The sequence below is a fragment of the Streptomyces sp. NPDC056479 genome, from assembly GCF_042795335.1.
In the GTDB taxonomy this organism is placed as follows: Bacteria; Actinomycetota; Actinomycetes; order Streptomycetales; family Streptomycetaceae; genus Streptomyces.
The window spans coordinates 1,173,089-1,188,808 of sequence record NZ_JBHTRZ010000002.1 but is presented as its reverse complement, the minus strand read 5'-3'; the positions used below and the strand labels follow the sequence as shown (position 1 = coordinate 1,188,808).

Annotated in this window: 16 protein-coding genes and 1 pseudogene; 7 read left to right on the top strand and 10 right to left on the bottom strand. The window is 70.9% G+C overall.

The genetic code is table 11. The features are described from left to right. The first annotated feature begins 4 nt into the window (after positions 1-4). Positions 5-358 carry an ArsR/SmtB family transcription factor gene (locus tag ACFQ6S_RS11430; protein ID WP_383406408.1) on the top strand — a complete coding sequence of 118 codons (354 nt, stop codon included), beginning with the start codon at positions 5-7 and terminating at the stop codon, positions 356-358. Here the strand turns inward: ACFQ6S_RS11430 and ACFQ6S_RS11425 are convergent. Together ACFQ6S_RS11425 and ACFQ6S_RS11420 are read right to left on the bottom strand one after the other, a co-directional pair. Further along, the gene (locus ACFQ6S_RS11425; RefSeq protein WP_383406405.1) at positions 278-1,681 is read right to left on the bottom strand and encodes a nucleobase:cation symporter-2 family protein; all 1,404 of its coding nucleotides are present in this window, start codon (positions 1,679-1,681) and stop codon (positions 278-280) included. The two genes, ACFQ6S_RS11430 and ACFQ6S_RS11425, sit on opposite strands and share 81 nt — an antisense overlap. A 105-nt stretch (positions 1,682-1,786) precedes the next feature. Beyond that, on the bottom strand, positions 1,787-3,130 hold the full coding sequence (locus ACFQ6S_RS11420; RefSeq protein ID WP_383406402.1) for an FAD-dependent oxidoreductase: 1,344 nt from the start codon (positions 3,128-3,130) through the stop codon (positions 1,787-1,789). A gap of 198 nt (positions 3,131-3,328) precedes the next feature. Here ACFQ6S_RS11420 and ACFQ6S_RS11415 point away from each other — a divergent pair, with 198 nt between their 5' ends. Next, on the top strand, positions 3,329-3,796 hold the full coding sequence (locus ACFQ6S_RS11415) for a DUF6214 family protein (protein WP_383406399.1): 468 nt from the start codon (positions 3,329-3,331) through the stop codon (positions 3,794-3,796). Between the two features lie 29 nt (positions 3,797-3,825). Here ACFQ6S_RS11415 and ACFQ6S_RS11410 read toward each other — a convergent pair whose 3' ends face one another. Next, positions 3,826-4,509: a DUF305 domain-containing protein gene (locus ACFQ6S_RS11410; RefSeq protein WP_383406396.1), complete on the bottom strand. Its 684-nt coding sequence runs from the start codon at positions 4,507-4,509 to the stop codon at positions 3,826-3,828. Positions 4,510-4,533: 24 nt separating this feature from the next. Here ACFQ6S_RS11410 and ACFQ6S_RS11405 point away from each other — a divergent pair, with 24 nt between their 5' ends. Then, complete coding sequence (locus tag ACFQ6S_RS11405) at positions 4,534-6,069, top strand: LVIVD repeat-containing protein (RefSeq protein ID WP_383406393.1); 1,536 nt, start codon at positions 4,534-4,536, stop codon at positions 6,067-6,069. Here the strand turns inward: ACFQ6S_RS11405 and ACFQ6S_RS11400 are convergent. From ACFQ6S_RS11400 to ACFQ6S_RS11385, 4 genes are all read right to left on the bottom strand, one after another. Further along, positions 6,057-6,743 carry a TetR/AcrR family transcriptional regulator gene (locus tag ACFQ6S_RS11400; protein WP_383406390.1) on the bottom strand — a complete coding sequence of 229 codons (687 nt, stop codon included), beginning with the start codon at positions 6,741-6,743 and terminating at the stop codon, positions 6,057-6,059. The two genes, ACFQ6S_RS11405 and ACFQ6S_RS11400, sit on opposite strands and share 13 nt — an antisense overlap. A gap of 150 nt (positions 6,744-6,893) precedes the next feature. Next, entirely contained in the window at positions 6,894-7,646 is a 753-nt protein-coding gene (locus ACFQ6S_RS11395; protein WP_383406387.1) for an HAD family hydrolase, read from the bottom strand. Between the two features lie 130 nt (positions 7,647-7,776). Continuing rightward, the gene (locus ACFQ6S_RS11390) at positions 7,777-8,448 is read right to left on the bottom strand and encodes a phosphatase PAP2 family protein (RefSeq protein ID WP_383406384.1); all 672 of its coding nucleotides are present in this window, start codon (positions 8,446-8,448) and stop codon (positions 7,777-7,779) included. A gap of 157 nt (positions 8,449-8,605) precedes the next feature. Beyond that, positions 8,606-9,145: a DUF5134 domain-containing protein gene (locus ACFQ6S_RS11385; protein WP_383406381.1), complete on the bottom strand. Its 540-nt coding sequence runs from the start codon at positions 9,143-9,145 to the stop codon at positions 8,606-8,608. Positions 9,146-9,330: 185 nt separating this feature from the next. Between ACFQ6S_RS11385 and ACFQ6S_RS11380 the strand changes: the two are divergent. Together ACFQ6S_RS11380 and ACFQ6S_RS11375 are read left to right on the top strand one after the other, a co-directional pair. Continuing rightward, positions 9,331-10,747: pseudogene (locus tag ACFQ6S_RS11380) on the top strand (FUSC family protein). After that, positions 10,744-11,280, top strand: coding sequence for a MarR family winged helix-turn-helix transcriptional regulator (locus tag ACFQ6S_RS11375; RefSeq protein WP_383406378.1), 537 nt, complete (start codon positions 10,744-10,746; stop codon positions 11,278-11,280). Before ACFQ6S_RS11380 ends, ACFQ6S_RS11375 begins: the two are co-directional and overlap by 4 nt. A gap of 18 nt (positions 11,281-11,298) precedes the next feature. Here ACFQ6S_RS11375 and ACFQ6S_RS11370 read toward each other — a convergent pair whose 3' ends face one another. Continuing rightward, positions 11,299-12,063: a VOC family protein gene (locus ACFQ6S_RS11370; RefSeq protein WP_383406375.1), complete on the bottom strand. Its 765-nt coding sequence runs from the start codon at positions 12,061-12,063 to the stop codon at positions 11,299-11,301. Positions 12,064-12,200: 137 nt separating this feature from the next. After that, the gene (locus ACFQ6S_RS11365) at positions 12,201-12,593 is read right to left on the bottom strand and encodes a VOC family protein (protein WP_383406372.1); all 393 of its coding nucleotides are present in this window, start codon (positions 12,591-12,593) and stop codon (positions 12,201-12,203) included. A 70-nt stretch (positions 12,594-12,663) separates the two neighbouring features. Between ACFQ6S_RS11365 and ACFQ6S_RS11360 the strand changes: the two genes are divergently transcribed. Next, positions 12,664-13,215, top strand: a complete 552-nt coding sequence (locus tag ACFQ6S_RS11360; RefSeq protein ID WP_383406369.1) for a GNAT family N-acetyltransferase — start codon at positions 12,664-12,666, stop codon at positions 13,213-13,215. An 18-nt stretch (positions 13,216-13,233) separates the two neighbouring features. Here the strand turns inward: ACFQ6S_RS11360 and ACFQ6S_RS11355 are convergent, their stop codons facing one another. Then, complete coding sequence (locus ACFQ6S_RS11355) at positions 13,234-13,917, bottom strand: glycerophosphodiester phosphodiesterase (RefSeq protein ID WP_383406366.1); 684 nt, start codon at positions 13,915-13,917, stop codon at positions 13,234-13,236. A gap of 389 nt (positions 13,918-14,306) precedes the next feature. On the opposite strand from ACFQ6S_RS11355, the gene ACFQ6S_RS11350 reads away from it, so the two are divergent. Then, entirely contained in the window at positions 14,307-15,704 is a 1,398-nt protein-coding gene (locus ACFQ6S_RS11350; RefSeq protein ID WP_383406363.1) for a DUF6421 family protein, read from the top strand. The last annotated feature ends 16 nt before the right edge of the window (positions 15,705-15,720 follow it).

The window sequence follows — 15,720 nt, the reverse complement described above, 5'->3', positions numbered from 1 at the left end:
CGCCGTGACCAGCCCCGCTGTCAGCAGCCGAGACCTCCCGCACCCCACGCGTGAGGAGATCCGTCTGGAGGGCGTGCTGCACGCGCTGTCCGACCCGCTGCGGCTGCAGATCGTACGAGAGCTCGCCGCGGTCGGCGACGAGCTCTCCTGTTCGCACTTCGACCTGCCCGTCACCAAGTCCACCACCACGCACCACTTCCGGGTGCTGCGCGAGAGCGGTGTGATCCAGCAGGTCTACCGGGGCACGGCCAAGATGAACGGCCTGCGCAAGGACGACCTAGACGGTCTCTTCCCGGGACTTCTCGACGCCCTCCTCGACGCCGCCGCGCGGCAGGCCGCCCGTCTCGCCGGCGTCTGAGTCCGCGTCGGCGGCCCCTGAACCCGCCCTGGCGGGCAGGTGGTTGAAGAGCAGGTTCAGCACGATCGCCGTCAGACAGCCGGCGCTGATGCCACTGTTCATCACCGTCTGGAACCAGTCGGGGAACTTCGCGTAGACCGTCGGCACGCCGACCGGCAGCATGCCCACCGCCACGGAAACGGCCACCACCGTCAGGTTGTTGTTGCCCTTGAAGTCCACCTCGGTCAGCGTCCTGAGCCCGCTCGCGGCCACCGTCCCGAACATCACCAGGCCCGCACCGCCCAGCACCGGAGCCGGTATGGCCGCCACCACCGCGCCCAACTTGGGCAGCAGGCCGAGCAGTACGAGGATGCCGCCCGCGGTGGCCACCACCCAGCGACTGCGCACGCGGGTCATGCCGACGAGGCCCACGTTCTGGGCGTACGCCGTGTACGGGAAGGTGTTGAAGACGCCGCCCAGGACGGTCGACAGGCCGTCGGCGCGCAGACCGTCCGCGAGGGAGCGCGGCTCGACCTTGCGCTCCGTCATCTCACCGACCGCGATCAGGTCTCCGGTCGTCTCGGTCATCGTCACCAGCGCCACCACCAGCATCGACACGATCGCCGAGAACTCGAAGGCGGGCGCCCCGAAGTGGAAGGGAGTGCTGATCCCGAGCCAGTCGGCCTCGCCGACCCCGCCGAAGTCCGTGAACCCGAAAGGCACCGCCACCGCCAGCCCGGCCACGATGCCGATCAGCACGGCGATGCGGCTGAGGAACGCCGGCGCGAACCGCTGCACACCGAGCACCGTCGCGAGGACGAATGCGGCCAGCGCGAGGTTCTTCGGCTCCCCGAAGTCCGCCGAACCGGCGCCGCCCGCGGCCCAGTTGCCCGCGACCGGGAGCAGCGAGATGCCGATGATCAGGATCACGGTGCCCGTGACGAGGGGCGGGAAGAAGCGCAGCAGTCTGCCGAAGACCGGGGCCAGCAGCACGATCGCCAGTCCCGCGACGATCACCGAGCCGTAGATCGCGGGGAGTCCGCCGCCCGTGGTGCCGATCAGCACCATCGGGGAGACGGCGGCGAAGGTGCAGCCCTGCATGATGGGCAGCCGGACACCGAAGCGCCAGAAGCCGATGCACTGGATGAGCGTCGCGATGCCGCACACCAGCAGGTCGGCGGTGATCAGATACGCCAGGTCCGCGGGCGGCAGCTTCATGGCGCCGCCGACGATCAGGGGGACGGCCACGGCGCCGGCGTACATCGCGAGTACGTGTTGGAGACCGAAGGCGGCGAGGTGGCGTGCGGGTGGGACTTCGTCGACGGGGTGTGCGGTTTGCGTCATGGGCGAGACCGTAGGCTCCTTGAACAGATTGTTGATTTCTGAGGTGTTGCCGGCTCGTTTCCCGCCCCGGGTCTCGGGTGGCCGCTCGCGCGCTGCCCCGCGTTCCTAAAGGGCGTGACCGTGCGCGGCGTTCATCAGTGACTGCCAGTCGGGGAGCTTCACCACACCCCTGCCCAGTGACGCCCCGAGTTCTGCCTCCGCGCGCTCGATGGCGCACCAGCCCGTCCACTCCACCGGTTCGACCCCCTCGGTGCGCAGGGCCGTGAGCGGATCCCCGGGCAGTTCCCGTCGTACGAGCGCCGGCGCGTCCTCCAGCAAGGACGTCACCGTCTCCTTCGCGCACGGCCGGTTCGTGCCGATGACGCCCGTCGGGCCCCGCTTGATCCAGCCGGCCACGTACTCGCCCGGCGCGACGGTGCCCTCCCGCAGCACACGGCCGGCGAGGTGCGGCACCGTGCCGGCCGCCGGGTCGAAGGGCAGGCCCTCCAGCGGAACTCCGCGATAGCCCACCGAGCGCAGCACCAACTGCGCCTCGACATCCTCGAACTGCCCCGTGCCGGTCACTCCGCCCCGTCCGTCGGGCGCCGTCCGTTCGAAGCGCACCGCGCCCACGCGTCCGGCGTCGGCGAGCAGTTCGACGGGACGCAGGAAGAAGCGCAGCCGGAGACGGTGGCCGGCGTCCCGCGCCGGGGATCCGGCCCAGCCGCGCAGCACCTCCACGTTGCGGCGCTGCGGCGCGGGCAGGCCGGAGGGGTCGGCGTAGGCGGGATCCATCGCCAACTCGGCCGGATCCACGGCCACTTCGGTGTCCGGCAGGGTGCCCAGCTCGCGCAGCTCCTTGGTCGTGAAGCGGGCCTGCGACGGGCCGCGCCGGCCCACCATCGTGACGTCCGTGACCCGGCTCGCGGCGAGGGAGGTGAGCGCCGCCTGGGGCATGTCGGTGGGGCTCAGTTCGGCCGTGCCCCTGGCCAGCATCCGCGCCACGTCCACCGCGACGTTCCCGACGCCGATCACCACCGCCGATCGGGTGCCGGCCACGAAGCCGTCGTCGACGGCGTCCGGATGGGCGCTGTACCAGGACACGAATTCCGTCGCCGACCAGCTTCCCGGCAGGTCCTCGCCGGGAATCCCGAGGTGCCGGTCGGTGGCGGCGCCCACGCAGTACACCACCGCGTGATACAGCTCGCGCAGCCGTGCGGCCGGTACCCCGCCGGGGCCGATCTGGACACCGCCGAGGAACCGCACCCGTTCGTGCTCCAGGACCGTGCGCAGGTTGTTCTGGAGAGACTTGATCTTCTCGTGGTCGGGCGCGACGCCGTACCGCACCAGGCCGTACGGGCACGGCAGCCGGTCCAGGACGTCGACGGCCACGTCGGGGTCCTGCTGTACGAGACTCTGGGCGGTGTAACACCCGCTGGGCCCGGAGCCCACGACGGCGACATGAAGCACGGCGGAACTCCTCGTCCCGAGATCGTCAGGAGTCGCTCTCGAGTCCAGCATCGCACCGCGGGCGCTCCGCTGACAGGGTGCTGTGCGCCGCGCGGGGTGCGTGTTCGTTCGTATGGAGTGTGATCATGCGGTTACGTTGCGTGTGTGCTGGAAGCATCCTTTCTTAATCTTTCCGATCGCTCCACGACGGACGGCGCCGTGTCGGTGTGGCCCGCGTGGCAGGTGCGGGACGGTGGCGGTGCCACGGCGTGGTTCGACGTCCGGCTGGAGTTCGGCGACGGCGCCCGGGTCGACGCGCTCGCCGTGGTCGCCCGGGGGTGTGTCTCCATCGAGGACGTACGGGCCGAGCCCGCGCTGTCCCTCGACGACCTGGCGGCGCTCGCCGACTGGATCGAGGCCCCGCTCTTCCAGGCGTGCGGGATCGGGAACGAGACGGACGGCGAGATCGACGACGACGGCGGGCCGGGCCGGGTGCGGCCGGTCTGGCCGCGGGGCGTCGAGGGGCAGTGGCTCATCGCGCAGAAGTACCGCGCGGCCCAGGAAGCGGGGACCGACCCCGTCCTCGCGGTGATGACCGCGACCGGGCACGGCCGGCGCAGATCGCTCCGGCTCATCGGCCAGGCACGCGACGCGGGCTTCCTGACGCCGCGCCGGGCCCGCCGCTGAGCGTCTCGCGGCGTTTTCGCCCCGGTCCGTCAGAGCATGGCCCGCATCCTCGCGATCTCACTCGTCTGCTGGGCGACCACCTCGTCGGCCATCTCCTCGATCCGGATGTTGTTGCCCTGTCCCTTCACGTCGGTGGCCATGGTGATCGCCCCGTCGTGATGGGTCGTCATCAGCGTGAGGAAGAGCTGGTCGAAGGCCTTCCCGCGGGCGGCGCGCAACTTCTCCAGCTGTGCCTCGGTCGCCATGCCGGGCATCGACCCGTGCTCGTGCCCCTCGCTCTTCTCGGCCTTGCCGTGGGTCTTGAGCCAGCCCTTCATGGCGGCTATCTCCGGCCCCTGCGCGGCGGCGATCCGCTCGGCGAGCTTCTTCACCTTCGCCGACTCGGCACGGTCCGGGGCGAGTTCGGTCATCTCCAGGGCCTGGGTGTGGTGCTGGATCATCATGCGCGCGTAGGCGACGTCCGCGGAGTTGGGGGAGTCGTCCTCGGCGCGCTGTTGTGCGGCCTCCTCGGCGGACAGCATCCGGTTCGACTCGCCGGGCTTGCCGGGCACGATCACCGAAGGACCGCTCCGCGCGGGCGACTTGGCGTCGGTGCCGGAGTCGCAGCCGCCCAGCGCGAGCACGGCCAGAGCGGCCAGTGAGGCGGTAACGAAGCGCGCCCCGCGGCCAGGTGTCTTCGTTGCATGTTCATGACACGCTCTTGATATGCGCATGACGAAGAAGATACTCGGACGTGCATGAACCGTTCCAGTGCGAACGGAACAAGGGAGGAAACAGTGATCCTGTTCAGCAATCCCCGAACGCGGCGCAGACGTCTGGGAGTTGCGACTGCCGCCGCAGGACTCCTGGCCGCGCTGCTCACCGCGCAGCCGGCCACCGCGACCCCCGACCCCGGGGACGGACCCGTCGCGGAGCAGGAGGTCTCCGAGAGCACCCGGGCCGAGGTCCGCAAGGCTCTGACCGCCGGCGAGATACCCGGCCAGGACGAGATCGTCCACTCCGACAACATCGAGCATCTGGCCTTCGTACCCAAGGACGCGCTCCAGGGCACCAATTCAGACCTCGCCTTCCAGGGCAGATATGCCTTCGCGGGCAACTACGACGGCTTCCGCGTCTTCGACATCAGCAACCCCGCGGCGCCCAGGACGATCGCGCAGGTGCTGTGTCCCGGCTCGCAGAACGACATCTCCGTCTCCGGTGACCTGCTGTTCCTGTCCACCGACTCCTCGCGCAGCGACAGCAGTTGCAACAGCACCACCCAGCCCGCGACCGAGAAGTCCTCGTGGGAGGGCATGAAGGTCTTCGACATCAGCGACAAGCGGAACCCCCAGTACGTCGCCGCCGTCGAGACCGCCTGCGGCTCGCACACCCACACCCTGGTTCCCGAGCGCAGGAACGTCTACGTCTACGTCTCCTCGTACTCGCCGGACGCCACCTACCCGGACTGCCGGCCCCCGCACGACGGGATCTCCGTGATCAAGGTGCCGCGGTACGCGCCCGAGAAGGCGGCGGTCGTGGACTTCCCGGTGCTCTTCCCCGGTGAGGGCCCGGACGGCGGCGGAAACCCGGGCCCGCCGGGAGGCGTCCGCAAGACCACCGGCTGCCACGACATCACGGTGCTGCCCTCGAAGGACCTGGCCGCCGGAGCCTGCATGGGCGACGGCATCCTGCTGTCCATCGAGGACCCGGCGCGCCCGAAGGTCATCGACCAGGTCCGGGACGACGTGAACTTCGCGTTCTGGCACTCGGCGACCTTCAACCAGAAGGCGAACAAGGTCGTCTTCACCGACGAGCTCGGCGGCGGCGGCGCGGCCACCTGCAACGCCGAGATCGGCCCGGACCGCGGCGCCGACGGCATCTACGACATCGTCGGCAAGGGCGACAAGCGCAAGCTGGTCTTCCGCAGCTACTTCAAGATCCCCCGCCACCAGGCGAACACCGAGAACTGCGTCGCCCACAACGGCTCGCTGATCCCGGTCAAGGGCCGGGACATCATGGTCCAGGGCTGGTACCAGGGCGGTGTCTCCGTCTGGGAGTTCACCGACTCCGACCACCCCAAGGAGATCGCCTACTTCGACCGCGGTCCGCTGACCACGGACACGATCAAGTCGGGCGGCTCGTGGTCGGCGTACTACTACAACGGCTACATCTACTCGAACGAGTACGCGCGGGGCTTCGACGTCCTGAAGCTGAACGACCGGCGCACCGACCCGGCCCGCTGGGTCCGGGTGCACGAACTCAACGTCCAGACACAGCCGGACTACTTCGACTGATCGTCCGGGCAGCCGGGTGAGGACCCGGTCGCGAAGAACCGCGACAGATCCGTGTCGCACGTCCCGCCGGGCCCGGCTCCCGCGTCCGGCGGGACTCCCATCTCCCACTCCAGCCGGTACCGCTTGAACAACTCCGCCCGCAGCACCGGCACCGTCATCGGCACCCCGGGCACCAGCGCCGCGTAGACCGCACCCATGAGCAGTGCGCGCAGCATCGGGTAGTCGGCGTCCGCGTCGAGTGAGCCATGCCGTACGCAGGTGTCGCGCAGCAGCTCGGCCAGGCGCCGCTGCTCCGGGCACTGCACAAAGCCCTCGGCCTGCAGGATTCCCGCCATGTGCTGCCGCATCAGCACCGGCCGGTCCCGGGCCAGGCCCAGGATCGCGTCGATGGCGCGGGCCATCCGCTCCCGGCCGTCCTCGGTGTGCGGCTCGCGCTCCAGCGCCTCCTCCAGCGTGCGGTGCATCAGCCGGTGCACGGCGGACTGCACCAGCTGGCGCTTTCCGGGGAAGTAGTACGAGACCAGTCCGCGCGCCGAGCCCGCCCGGTCCGCGATGTCACCCAGCGTGGTCGCCTCGTAGCCCCGCTCGCTGACGAGCTCCACCGCCGCCTGGAGAAGCCGCTCCCGGGATCGCCGCCGCAACTCTTCATTGACCGAGGCGCTGCGCGGGGACATGCTGAAACTCCTGCGTTGACTGGCTGCCAGCCAACTATACTCAGGACGTGCGGCCCGGCCTCGATATGGCCTGGCCGAGGTTGCCGCCTGTCCCGGGCGACGCGGGGGATCGTCCGGGGCGGGCTCGACCTGAGAGATGGTGGCCGGAGGCTACTTTCCGGCTCGTGGGTCGGTGCCGTTGGCCGGAAGTCCGCAGCCCTCGGCCCGAGGTCCCGTGCCCACCAGTTCCAGCACCGGTCGCAGCGCGTCCGGCCGTTCGGCCGCCGGCAGATGGTCCACGAAGTGCACCGCACAGCCCAGGGCCGCCGCACCGCCGTCCGCGCGCCGGTTGTCGCCGACCATGACGACGTCCCGCGGGTCGGCGTCGAGCGCCTCGCAGGCGGCCGCGAACAGCCGGGGGTCGGGCTTCTGGATGCCGTGCTCGTAGGACAGCACATAGGTGTCCACGTACGGGTCGAGACCGTGCTCCCGGAACACCGGGCGCAGATCCCAGCCGATGTTGCTGACGACGCCGATGCCGACTCCTCGCTCGCGCAGGGTCCGCAGCACGTCGGCGGCATCCGGGTACGGCAGCCACGCGGTCGGTGACATGTGACGGTCGTACAGCAGGTCGTGCAACCGGTCGTCGGGCAGCTGCACATGCCGGGAGAGGCCGGTGTACGCCGCCCGGTGCAGCTCGGCGCTCTTGTCCCGTACTCCCCAGACACTCGCGACCTTCTCCGGCAGCCACGAGGGGTCGACCCCGCCCGGCAGCGCGCCCATGGCCTCCAGTGCCTGCGCGGCCTCGGTCAACTCGGCCTCGGCGACCTCCACTTGGGCCTCGGCGAGCGCTCCGCGCAGCCAGGACTCGGTGGACTCGACACGGAAGAGGGTTCCGGAGAAATCGAACAGAACTGCGGTCATGAACGGATCCTACGGGGCCGCGTTCCACCGCGCGGGAAGATCGCCGCCGCTGAACACACAGACGAATTCGCCCGCCGCCGGCCAGGACCTCTCGGCCTCCGGCGCGTTCAACGTGCGCGCCGCGGTGCGCTCATCTCTGCCACCGCGCGTGCACGCCCACCGCCACCGCCACGACCAGCGCGCCCAGCAGCCAGCCGGCGACGACGTCCGTGGTCCAGTGGACGCCCAGCCACACCCGGGTCAGGCCGACGCCGGCCACGGAGATCACGGCCACGGCCACGGCCGTACGCCACAGGGCGCGTTCGGGGCGGTGCCGGTGCAGGAGCCACAGCAGCAGACCGCAGACCACCGTGGCGGTCATGGCATGGCCGGAGGGGTAGGCGGCGTAATGGGCGGAGTCGACGGGGTCGGGCCAGACGGGGCGCGGACGGTCGACCAGCGCTTTGAGGGACTGCTGGATCGCCGTGGCCAGCGCGCAGGTGACCACCAGCCATACGGCCGTCCAGCGCGCGGCTCTGCGCCACACCAGCCAGATCGCGACCGCGAACGTCAGCAGACGCATCGTCCACGGATCCCAGACCCAGTCCGTCAGGATGCGGAACGTGTGCGTGATGCCGCCTTCGTCGACCGCCCAGCGATGCGTGGTGTCCGCGATGCCGTCGTCGAGGGCCATCAGCGGGTACCACCGGACCGCGACCATGGCGAGCAGCAGCGCGGAGCACAGCGTCAGGGCCCCGGCCCAGCGTGAGGCTGTGCGCTCGGCCGGCGGGCGGGGCGGGGACTCGACGGACTGGGTGTGCATGCTGCGATCCTCGCCGACCGATGGGGCGAGAGGCCAACGCAGAGGCCGGGTTTGCGACGGCCGCCACACGAGAAGCGGGTCGTCCCCCGGAGAGGCGCGACCACCTGACGTGTTTCCGGGTACCCGGCGGCGGACTTCGCTATCGCAGCGTCAGCTTTCAGAGAGTGAGCAGCATCGCCACCATCGCGATTCCCATCGACAGGCGGCAGGCCCGCGCCAGTTCCGGCCGGTCGCCCCAGCCGGCGCCCGCGCCGACGGCGGCGACGGGCACCAGGCGTACGCCGGACAGCAGCACGTATGCCGTGAAGTAGACGAGCAGCGCGCCCGTCACGAGCGGGATGCCGGAGCCGCCGTGTCCGCCTTGATGGCCGGGTGAGGCGGCCATCGTGAGCGACATGTAGACCATGGCCGCGGCGCCCACCAGGTGGTGCAGATGGTGCGTGCCCGTCCGTGCCGACCACAGCGCGTGCAGCGCGGCCGCGCCGAACACCGCCACATAGCCGGGCCAGGCCCACGAAGGCGGCGTGAAGACCGCGGCGGGCACCGCCATCGCGGCCATGCCGAAGCCCATCAGTGCCTCGCCGCCCGCGGTACGGCGCTGCTCCTCGACATGGCTGCGCATCCGCAGCAGACAGTAGGCCCCGGTCGCCGCACACACCGCGACCAGCAGCCAGCCGGGCGAAGCCGGTCCGTGCACGCGCACCTCCCCGCTCGACGGTCCCGGTCAGTCCGTCGATGCCCCGGCCGTGCGGCGCGCACGCGAGCGCAAGGGTGTACACGGGGAGCATTCGACGGAGCACGAAAGGTCACGGCAGGTCATGGCGGGCACGATGGTTCGCGAGGATATGCTTTACAAGTAAAATACTTGCTAAGGTGATGGTCATGCGCTGTCGTCTCCCGCTCGCCGGAGTGCTCCGCCTCGGCCGGCCCTCGGACATCTGGTTCAAGCCCGCCCTGAGCGCGGTCGCCGCCGTCGCCCCGTCCCACCTCGCCCTGCTGGCGCTGGGCCACCTCGACCTGGCGATGTACACCATGGCCGGGTCCCTGTGCGCGCTCTACGCCCACAACCGGCCCTACGCCGCCCGGGCCCGTGCCCTCGCATGGGTGCTGCTCGGCATGCTCGGCGGTCTCGCCGCCGCCCTGGTCGCGGCCTCGCTCACCCGCGACGCCGTCGTGCTGGTCACCGTCGGCGCGGTGCTGGCCGCCGTGCAGAAGGTGCTGTGCGACGCCACCCGCATCGGTCCGCCGGGCAACGTCGTCCTCACGTTCATCAGCTCCGCCGCCCTGTTCGGCCCGCAGTCCCTCGGCCAGATCCCGGGCCACCTCGCGGCGGCCGCCGCGGCCGGCGCCTGGGCCTGGTTCGTAGGCATGGCCCCCGGCCTGCTGCGACCGCACGGCCCGGAGCGCCGGGCCGTCGCAGGAGCCCTGAACGCGGCCGCCGCCTTCGCCGAGGCCCACGGCAGGGACCAGGAACGCGCCCCGGCCCACGCCGCCGTACGGGCCGCCCGGCAGGCACTGCTCTCAGCGGGCAGCCCCTCCGAGACCCGACGCGCCCTCGAACGTCTCATCCTCCGCGCCGAGGTCGCCCTCGCCGCCCCGGTCGACGCCGACCCGGCACTGCTGCGCACCTGGGCTCGCGAAGTACGCGGCACCCGGCCGGTGCCCGACGTCGACGACCTCACCGGCATCGGCGGTGAACTCACCACGCACCCGGGCCCGTTGTGGCACCGTCTGCGCCCGCTGACCCCGCTCGCCGTGCGCACCGCCCTCGGCTGCGCCCTCGCCGGCTACGCCTCCCTCGCGCTGGGGATCGGCCGCCGGCTACTGGGCCCTGGTCACCGCCGCGTCCCTGTACCAGGCCAGCCTCACCCTCACCTGGGGGCGCGGCGTCCAGCGTGTCGTCGGCAACCTGCTCGGCGTCCTCCTCTTCGCCGCGCTGGTGCCGCTCGCCCACACCGGCGAGGTCGCCCTGGTGCTGTGCTGTCTCGCCCTCAACTTCGGCGCCGAGGCACTGATCGGGCGCAACTACTGGCTCGGCAGCGTCTGTGTGACGCCGATGGCGCTGCTCATCACCGAGTTCGCCGGTTTCCAGGAACCCGGACGGCTGATCACCGAGCGGGTCGTGGACACCCTGATCGGTGCGCTGCTCGGGCTCGCCGCGGCGGTGGCCGTTCCGCACCGGTCGCGGGTCGTGCGTGCCGAGCGGAGCGGACCCCGTACGCTCGCGGCTACGGGGCGGAGCCCGAAGCCGCACCCGGACCAGCGCACAGGCACCACGACGGAGGGCGTACGGCCATGACGGGGATGAACGGCGGGCCGACCGGGACGAGACATGACACGGTGGCCGCGGTGGTCCGGCAGTGGCAGACCGTCCACCCCGAGCTCGACACCGCCCCCATGGAGATCATCGGCCGTATCAACCGCTGTGCCGCCCTCCTCCAGCAGGCCGAGGACGCCCCCCTGCGCCGTGCGGGCCTCAGCCGCCCCGAGTTCGACCTGCTCGGCGCGCTGCGCCGCACCGGCCACGAGCTGACCCCCAGTGAACTCGCCCGCGAGACCTTCTCCTCGGGCGCCGCCGTCACCAAGCGCCTCAAGCAGCTGGCCGAGCGGGGCCTGGTCGAGCGCCGCGGCGACACCCGCGACCGCCGCGTCGCCCACCTCCGCCTCACCGACGCGGGCCGGGAGCTGGTCGACGACCTTCTGCCGGAGCAACTCGCGTACGAGACGGCCGTACTGTCCGAACTCGACCCCGAGGGGCGGGGCGAACTCGCCGCCCTGCTGGGGGACTTGCTGAGCCGGCTCGAGGGGCGGCTCGGGGCCCTGCGCTCCTGAACCGGACGAGCCGTCGCGTCAGCGCTCGTCGGCCGCCCGGTACACGCCGAACACCGCCCCCTGCGGGTCCCGCAGCACGGCGATGCGCGGACCGTCGGGGACCGACGTCGGCTCCATGAGAACGGTGCCGCCCGCCTCGGTCGCGTCCGCCGCCGTGGAGTCCACGTCCGCCGCGGCGAAGTACGGCAGCCAATGCGCCGGCACCTCGTGCGGGAACTTGTCGTCCATCGTCAGCATCCCGCCGAAGTCGGCGCCGTCGATGCCCCACTGCGTGTAGTGCTCCGAGGCGTTGACGGTCCAGCCGAAGACCGTCGTGTAGAACTCCACGGCCCGCTCGGGCGCCCGGGTCAGCAGCTCCACCCAGCCCAGCGCGCCGGGCGCGTTGAGCAGCCCCGCACCGGTGAACGACCGCGCCTGCCACAGCTGGAAGACCGCACCCGTGGGGTCCACGGCCACCGCGAAGCGGCCCACGTCGAACACGTCCATCGGGCCGACCAGCACCGTACCGCCGGCCTGCGTCACCTGCTCCGCGGCGGCGTCCGCGTCCGCCACCGCGAACGACACGTTCCATGAGACCGGCTGCCCCTCCTGGTAGAGCGGGGTCAGCGCGGCCACCGCCGCGTCCCCGAGGTGCGCGATGGTGTAGCCGCCCGCCTCCTGCCGCGGATCGGTCTCGGCGCGCCAGCCGAACAACCCCTCGTAGAACCCCCTGGCCCCGGCCAGATCACTGGTCCCGAGCTCGGTCCAGCAGGGTCCGCCGGTCACCGGCTTGTCGAGCTTCATGGCGCTCCTCCCGCGAAGGAAACCCCCTCCAGCACGCTAAGCCCCGCCCGGAGCCCCGGCCATCCGGCGCAAACCACTGGAGCCCGCGTCGCCGACGGCACCCTGACCCGCACCGACCGAGGCTGGGAGCAGCGGCCCTAGATTCCGGGCCGGTACCGCAGCGGATGGTCCGCCGGCACCTCCACCAGCACGATCCGCGTCCCGTCCGGGTCGGCGATCCACATCTCGATCAGACCCCAGGGCTCCCGCACCGGCGGTCGCACGATCTCGACGCCCTTCGCCACCAGCTCCTCGTGCGCGGCGGCGGCGTCCTCGACCTGCATCCACAGCTGCACGGCCGGGGACGGCGGGGTCTCGGAACGCCCCGAGACCTCCAGGAAGCCCCCGCCGAGGAAGTAGACGGTGCCGCGCTCGGGCCCTGTGCCGAACTCGCGGTAGACGGCGAGGCCCAGTTGCTCGCCGTAGAAGACACGGGACCGCTCGGGGTCGATGGGGTGGAGCAGGGTCCGGCCGCTCAGTACGTGCACCATGCAGCCGGAGCCTAGTGGCGCGTTACGCTCAGCGGTGCCCGAGCCGCGCCCGAGAGTGGAGAAGCGCCCCATGGACACCGCCGCGAGCCCCGCCGACACCGGACTCACCTTCCGCGATGCCACCGACGCCGACGTGGACACGCTGGTCGTGCTGATCGAGTCCGCCTACCGCGGGGACTCCAGCCGGACCGGCTGGACCACCGAGGCGGACATCCTCGAAGGGCAGCGGACCGACCCGGAGGGCGTGCGGGAGGTCATCAAGTCGCCCGACAGCCGACTGCTCACCGTCGAGCGGGACGGACGGGTCGTCGCCTGCTGCCAGCTCGAGCACCGAGGTGAGTACGCCTACTTCGGCATGTTCGCGGTCAGCCCCGTCCTCCAGGGTGCCGGCCTCGGCAAGGTGATCATCGCGGAGGCGGAGCGACGGGCCCGCGAGACCTGGGGCGTGACCGAGATGCACATGACCGTGATCTCCGTGCGGGACGACCTGATCGCCTGGTACGAGCGGCGCGGCTACCGCCGTACGGGCCGGATGACCCCGTTCCCGTACGGCGACGAGCGCTTCGGCATCCCGCAGCGGGACGACCTTCAGTTCGAGCTGCTGGTCAAGGAGCTGGTGTGACGTTCATGCGCTGGACCCTCACGCGGTGAAGCGGGCGGTGCGTTTGATCTCCGGGTAGTCGGTGGTCGCGCCGTCCAGTTGCAGGGCCCGTACGAGACGCAGGTGGTCCTGCGTGTTGACGACCCAGCCGATGATCCTCAGGTCCGCCTTGCGGGCCCGCTCCACGATCTCCAGGGTGAGCCGGCGGATGTTCAGGCAGACCGTCGCCGCGCCGACCGCGACGGCCCGGTCCACGATGTCGGTGCCGTAGCGGCTGGCGATCAGCGCGGTCCGCACCCCGGGCACCAGCCGGGCGATCTCGTCGACGGCGTCGTCGTGGAACGAGGACACCTCGACCCGAGGGGCCAGATCCCGGTCGTTCATCACCTCGGCGAGCGCCCGTGCCGCCGCGACGTCCTTGATCTCGGCCTGGAGCGGCGACCTCACCGCGTCCAGGACCTCCTCGAACACCGGCACGCGCTCGCCGCGGCCCGCGTCCAGGGCACGCAGCTCGGCGAGGGTCTTGTCGGCGATCGCGCCGGTTCCGTCGGTCGTGCGGTCCACGTCGGTGTCATGCATGACGACGAGTGCGCCGTCCTTGCTCAGATGGAGATCGAGTTCGATGACGTCGAGGCCGGCCTGCTGGGCGGCGACGAAGGAACGGAGGGTGTTCTCGGGTTCGACACCCATCACTCCGCGATGACCGATGGTAAGGAAGTTCAAGGTTCAACTCGCTTCCGTCGACGGCGGCTCGGCTCGCGCGCGAACCGGAGCGGACTGTTCGCGCGGCAGTGCCGCAGCCTAGTGGTCGGTGCGCGTGATGAACCCCACGTGTACGCAGGGTTTGCGGCGATGGACGTGCCGTGCCTGGATCCTGCCCCTCTGTCCGGTCACCCTGGCGTGGGCGAGTCCCGCGCGAATTGACCGGTTCTGGTGGTCCGGCCCTGCGTCTGCCCACGGGATGCCGGTCTAATCGCCGTCGCAGCATCCAACAGGAAAAAATTCGGTGACCTTGGGGGTGCGCAGGATAATTTCCCGGACCTCTACTTGCTGAGAGAAACCTCGTATGCATACGGTGTCCTTACGCGAGGTTCTCCCGTGGAGGATGGGACATGACGGAAATTCTTGTGCAGGCGGCCGTGGAGGAGCAGGTCCCTCCCGTGACCAGGGTGGTTGAGCACCCGGCCTGGCCGGTGCTCAAGGATGCCGTGGAGCTGATCCGGCCATGGCAGTCCAAGGACGGGTCGATCGACTTCGAGGCCGAGGGCGCGCCCTCCAGGGCGGACGCCGAGGCCGCCGTACGGCGTGTCGTGGAGGCCGTGGGTGAGCTGTCCCCGCTGCTGCCGCACGACGCCGCCTACCACGCGGCCCTCGTGAAGGACCTGACCCGCTGGGCCGAGAGCGGCTTCGAGGTGCCCGACTTCCTCGACTCGCTGCTGGCCTTCCAGCCCGCCGCGGGCCGCGCGGATGGCCTCCAGCACCTGGTCGTCTTCGCGATGTACACGCAGAACGGCAACCCCGACCGCAACCTCGAGGCGGTCGTCCTGCGCATGGTCTGGCCGGAGTGGCTGGCCGAGCTGGAGCGCACCCGCTACGACAACCCGCTGTTCTGCGGCATCAAGTTCGAGGACTTCACGGCCGGCTACGACACCAACTCCGCCGTGCTCTTCCCCGAGACGATCGCCGTGCGCGAGGCGCCCGAGCGCTTCAGCTGGGGCGGCATCTTCTGCGACCGCGAGGCCGCCCGCTTCCGCCGTGTCACCGACGCCGCCGTCGACATCCTCGGCCTGGAGCTGCCCGAGGACATCGCCGCGATGGTCCACGACCAGAAGCGCTGTGAAGAGGCATTCGTGCTGTGGGACATGGTCCACGACCGCACCCACAGCCACGGTGACCTGCCGTTCGACCCGTTCATGATCAAGCAGCGCCAGCCGTTCTGGATGTACGGCCTCGAGGAGCTGCGCTGCGACCTCACCGCCTTCAAGGAGGCCGTGAAGCTCCAGGCCGACGGCGTCCCGCAGGCCCGTGACGTGCAGTACGCCGTGCTGTTCGACCGTATGTTCCGCTTCCCGGTCACCGGCGAGCGCGTCCGCAACTACGACGGTCTCGGCGGCCAGCTGCTCTTCGCCTACCTGCACAAGCACGACGTCCTGCGCTGGACCGACAACAAGCTGCACATCGACTGGGAGCGTGCCCCGCAGGTCACCAACCAGCTGTGCGCCGAGATCGAGAATCTCTACCGCGACGGCATCGACCGCCCGAAGCTCGTCCACTGGTTCGCCGGCTACGAGCTCGTCTCCGCCTACCTCGCCCCGCACCCGGGATCGCGCTGGGCCAAGGGCCCGGACGCCCTGGATCTGTCCCTGCCGCCGCGCAAGCTCGTCGATGACGTGCTTCCGGACGAGTTTCCGCTGAGCATGTTCTATGAGGCCCTCTCCAAGAAGCTGAAGAACGTGATCGCCTCCACGAAGGGCATCACGGCGGAGAGCGCCGAGCGGGTCGCCGCGTGAGCGACCGCAGCACCGA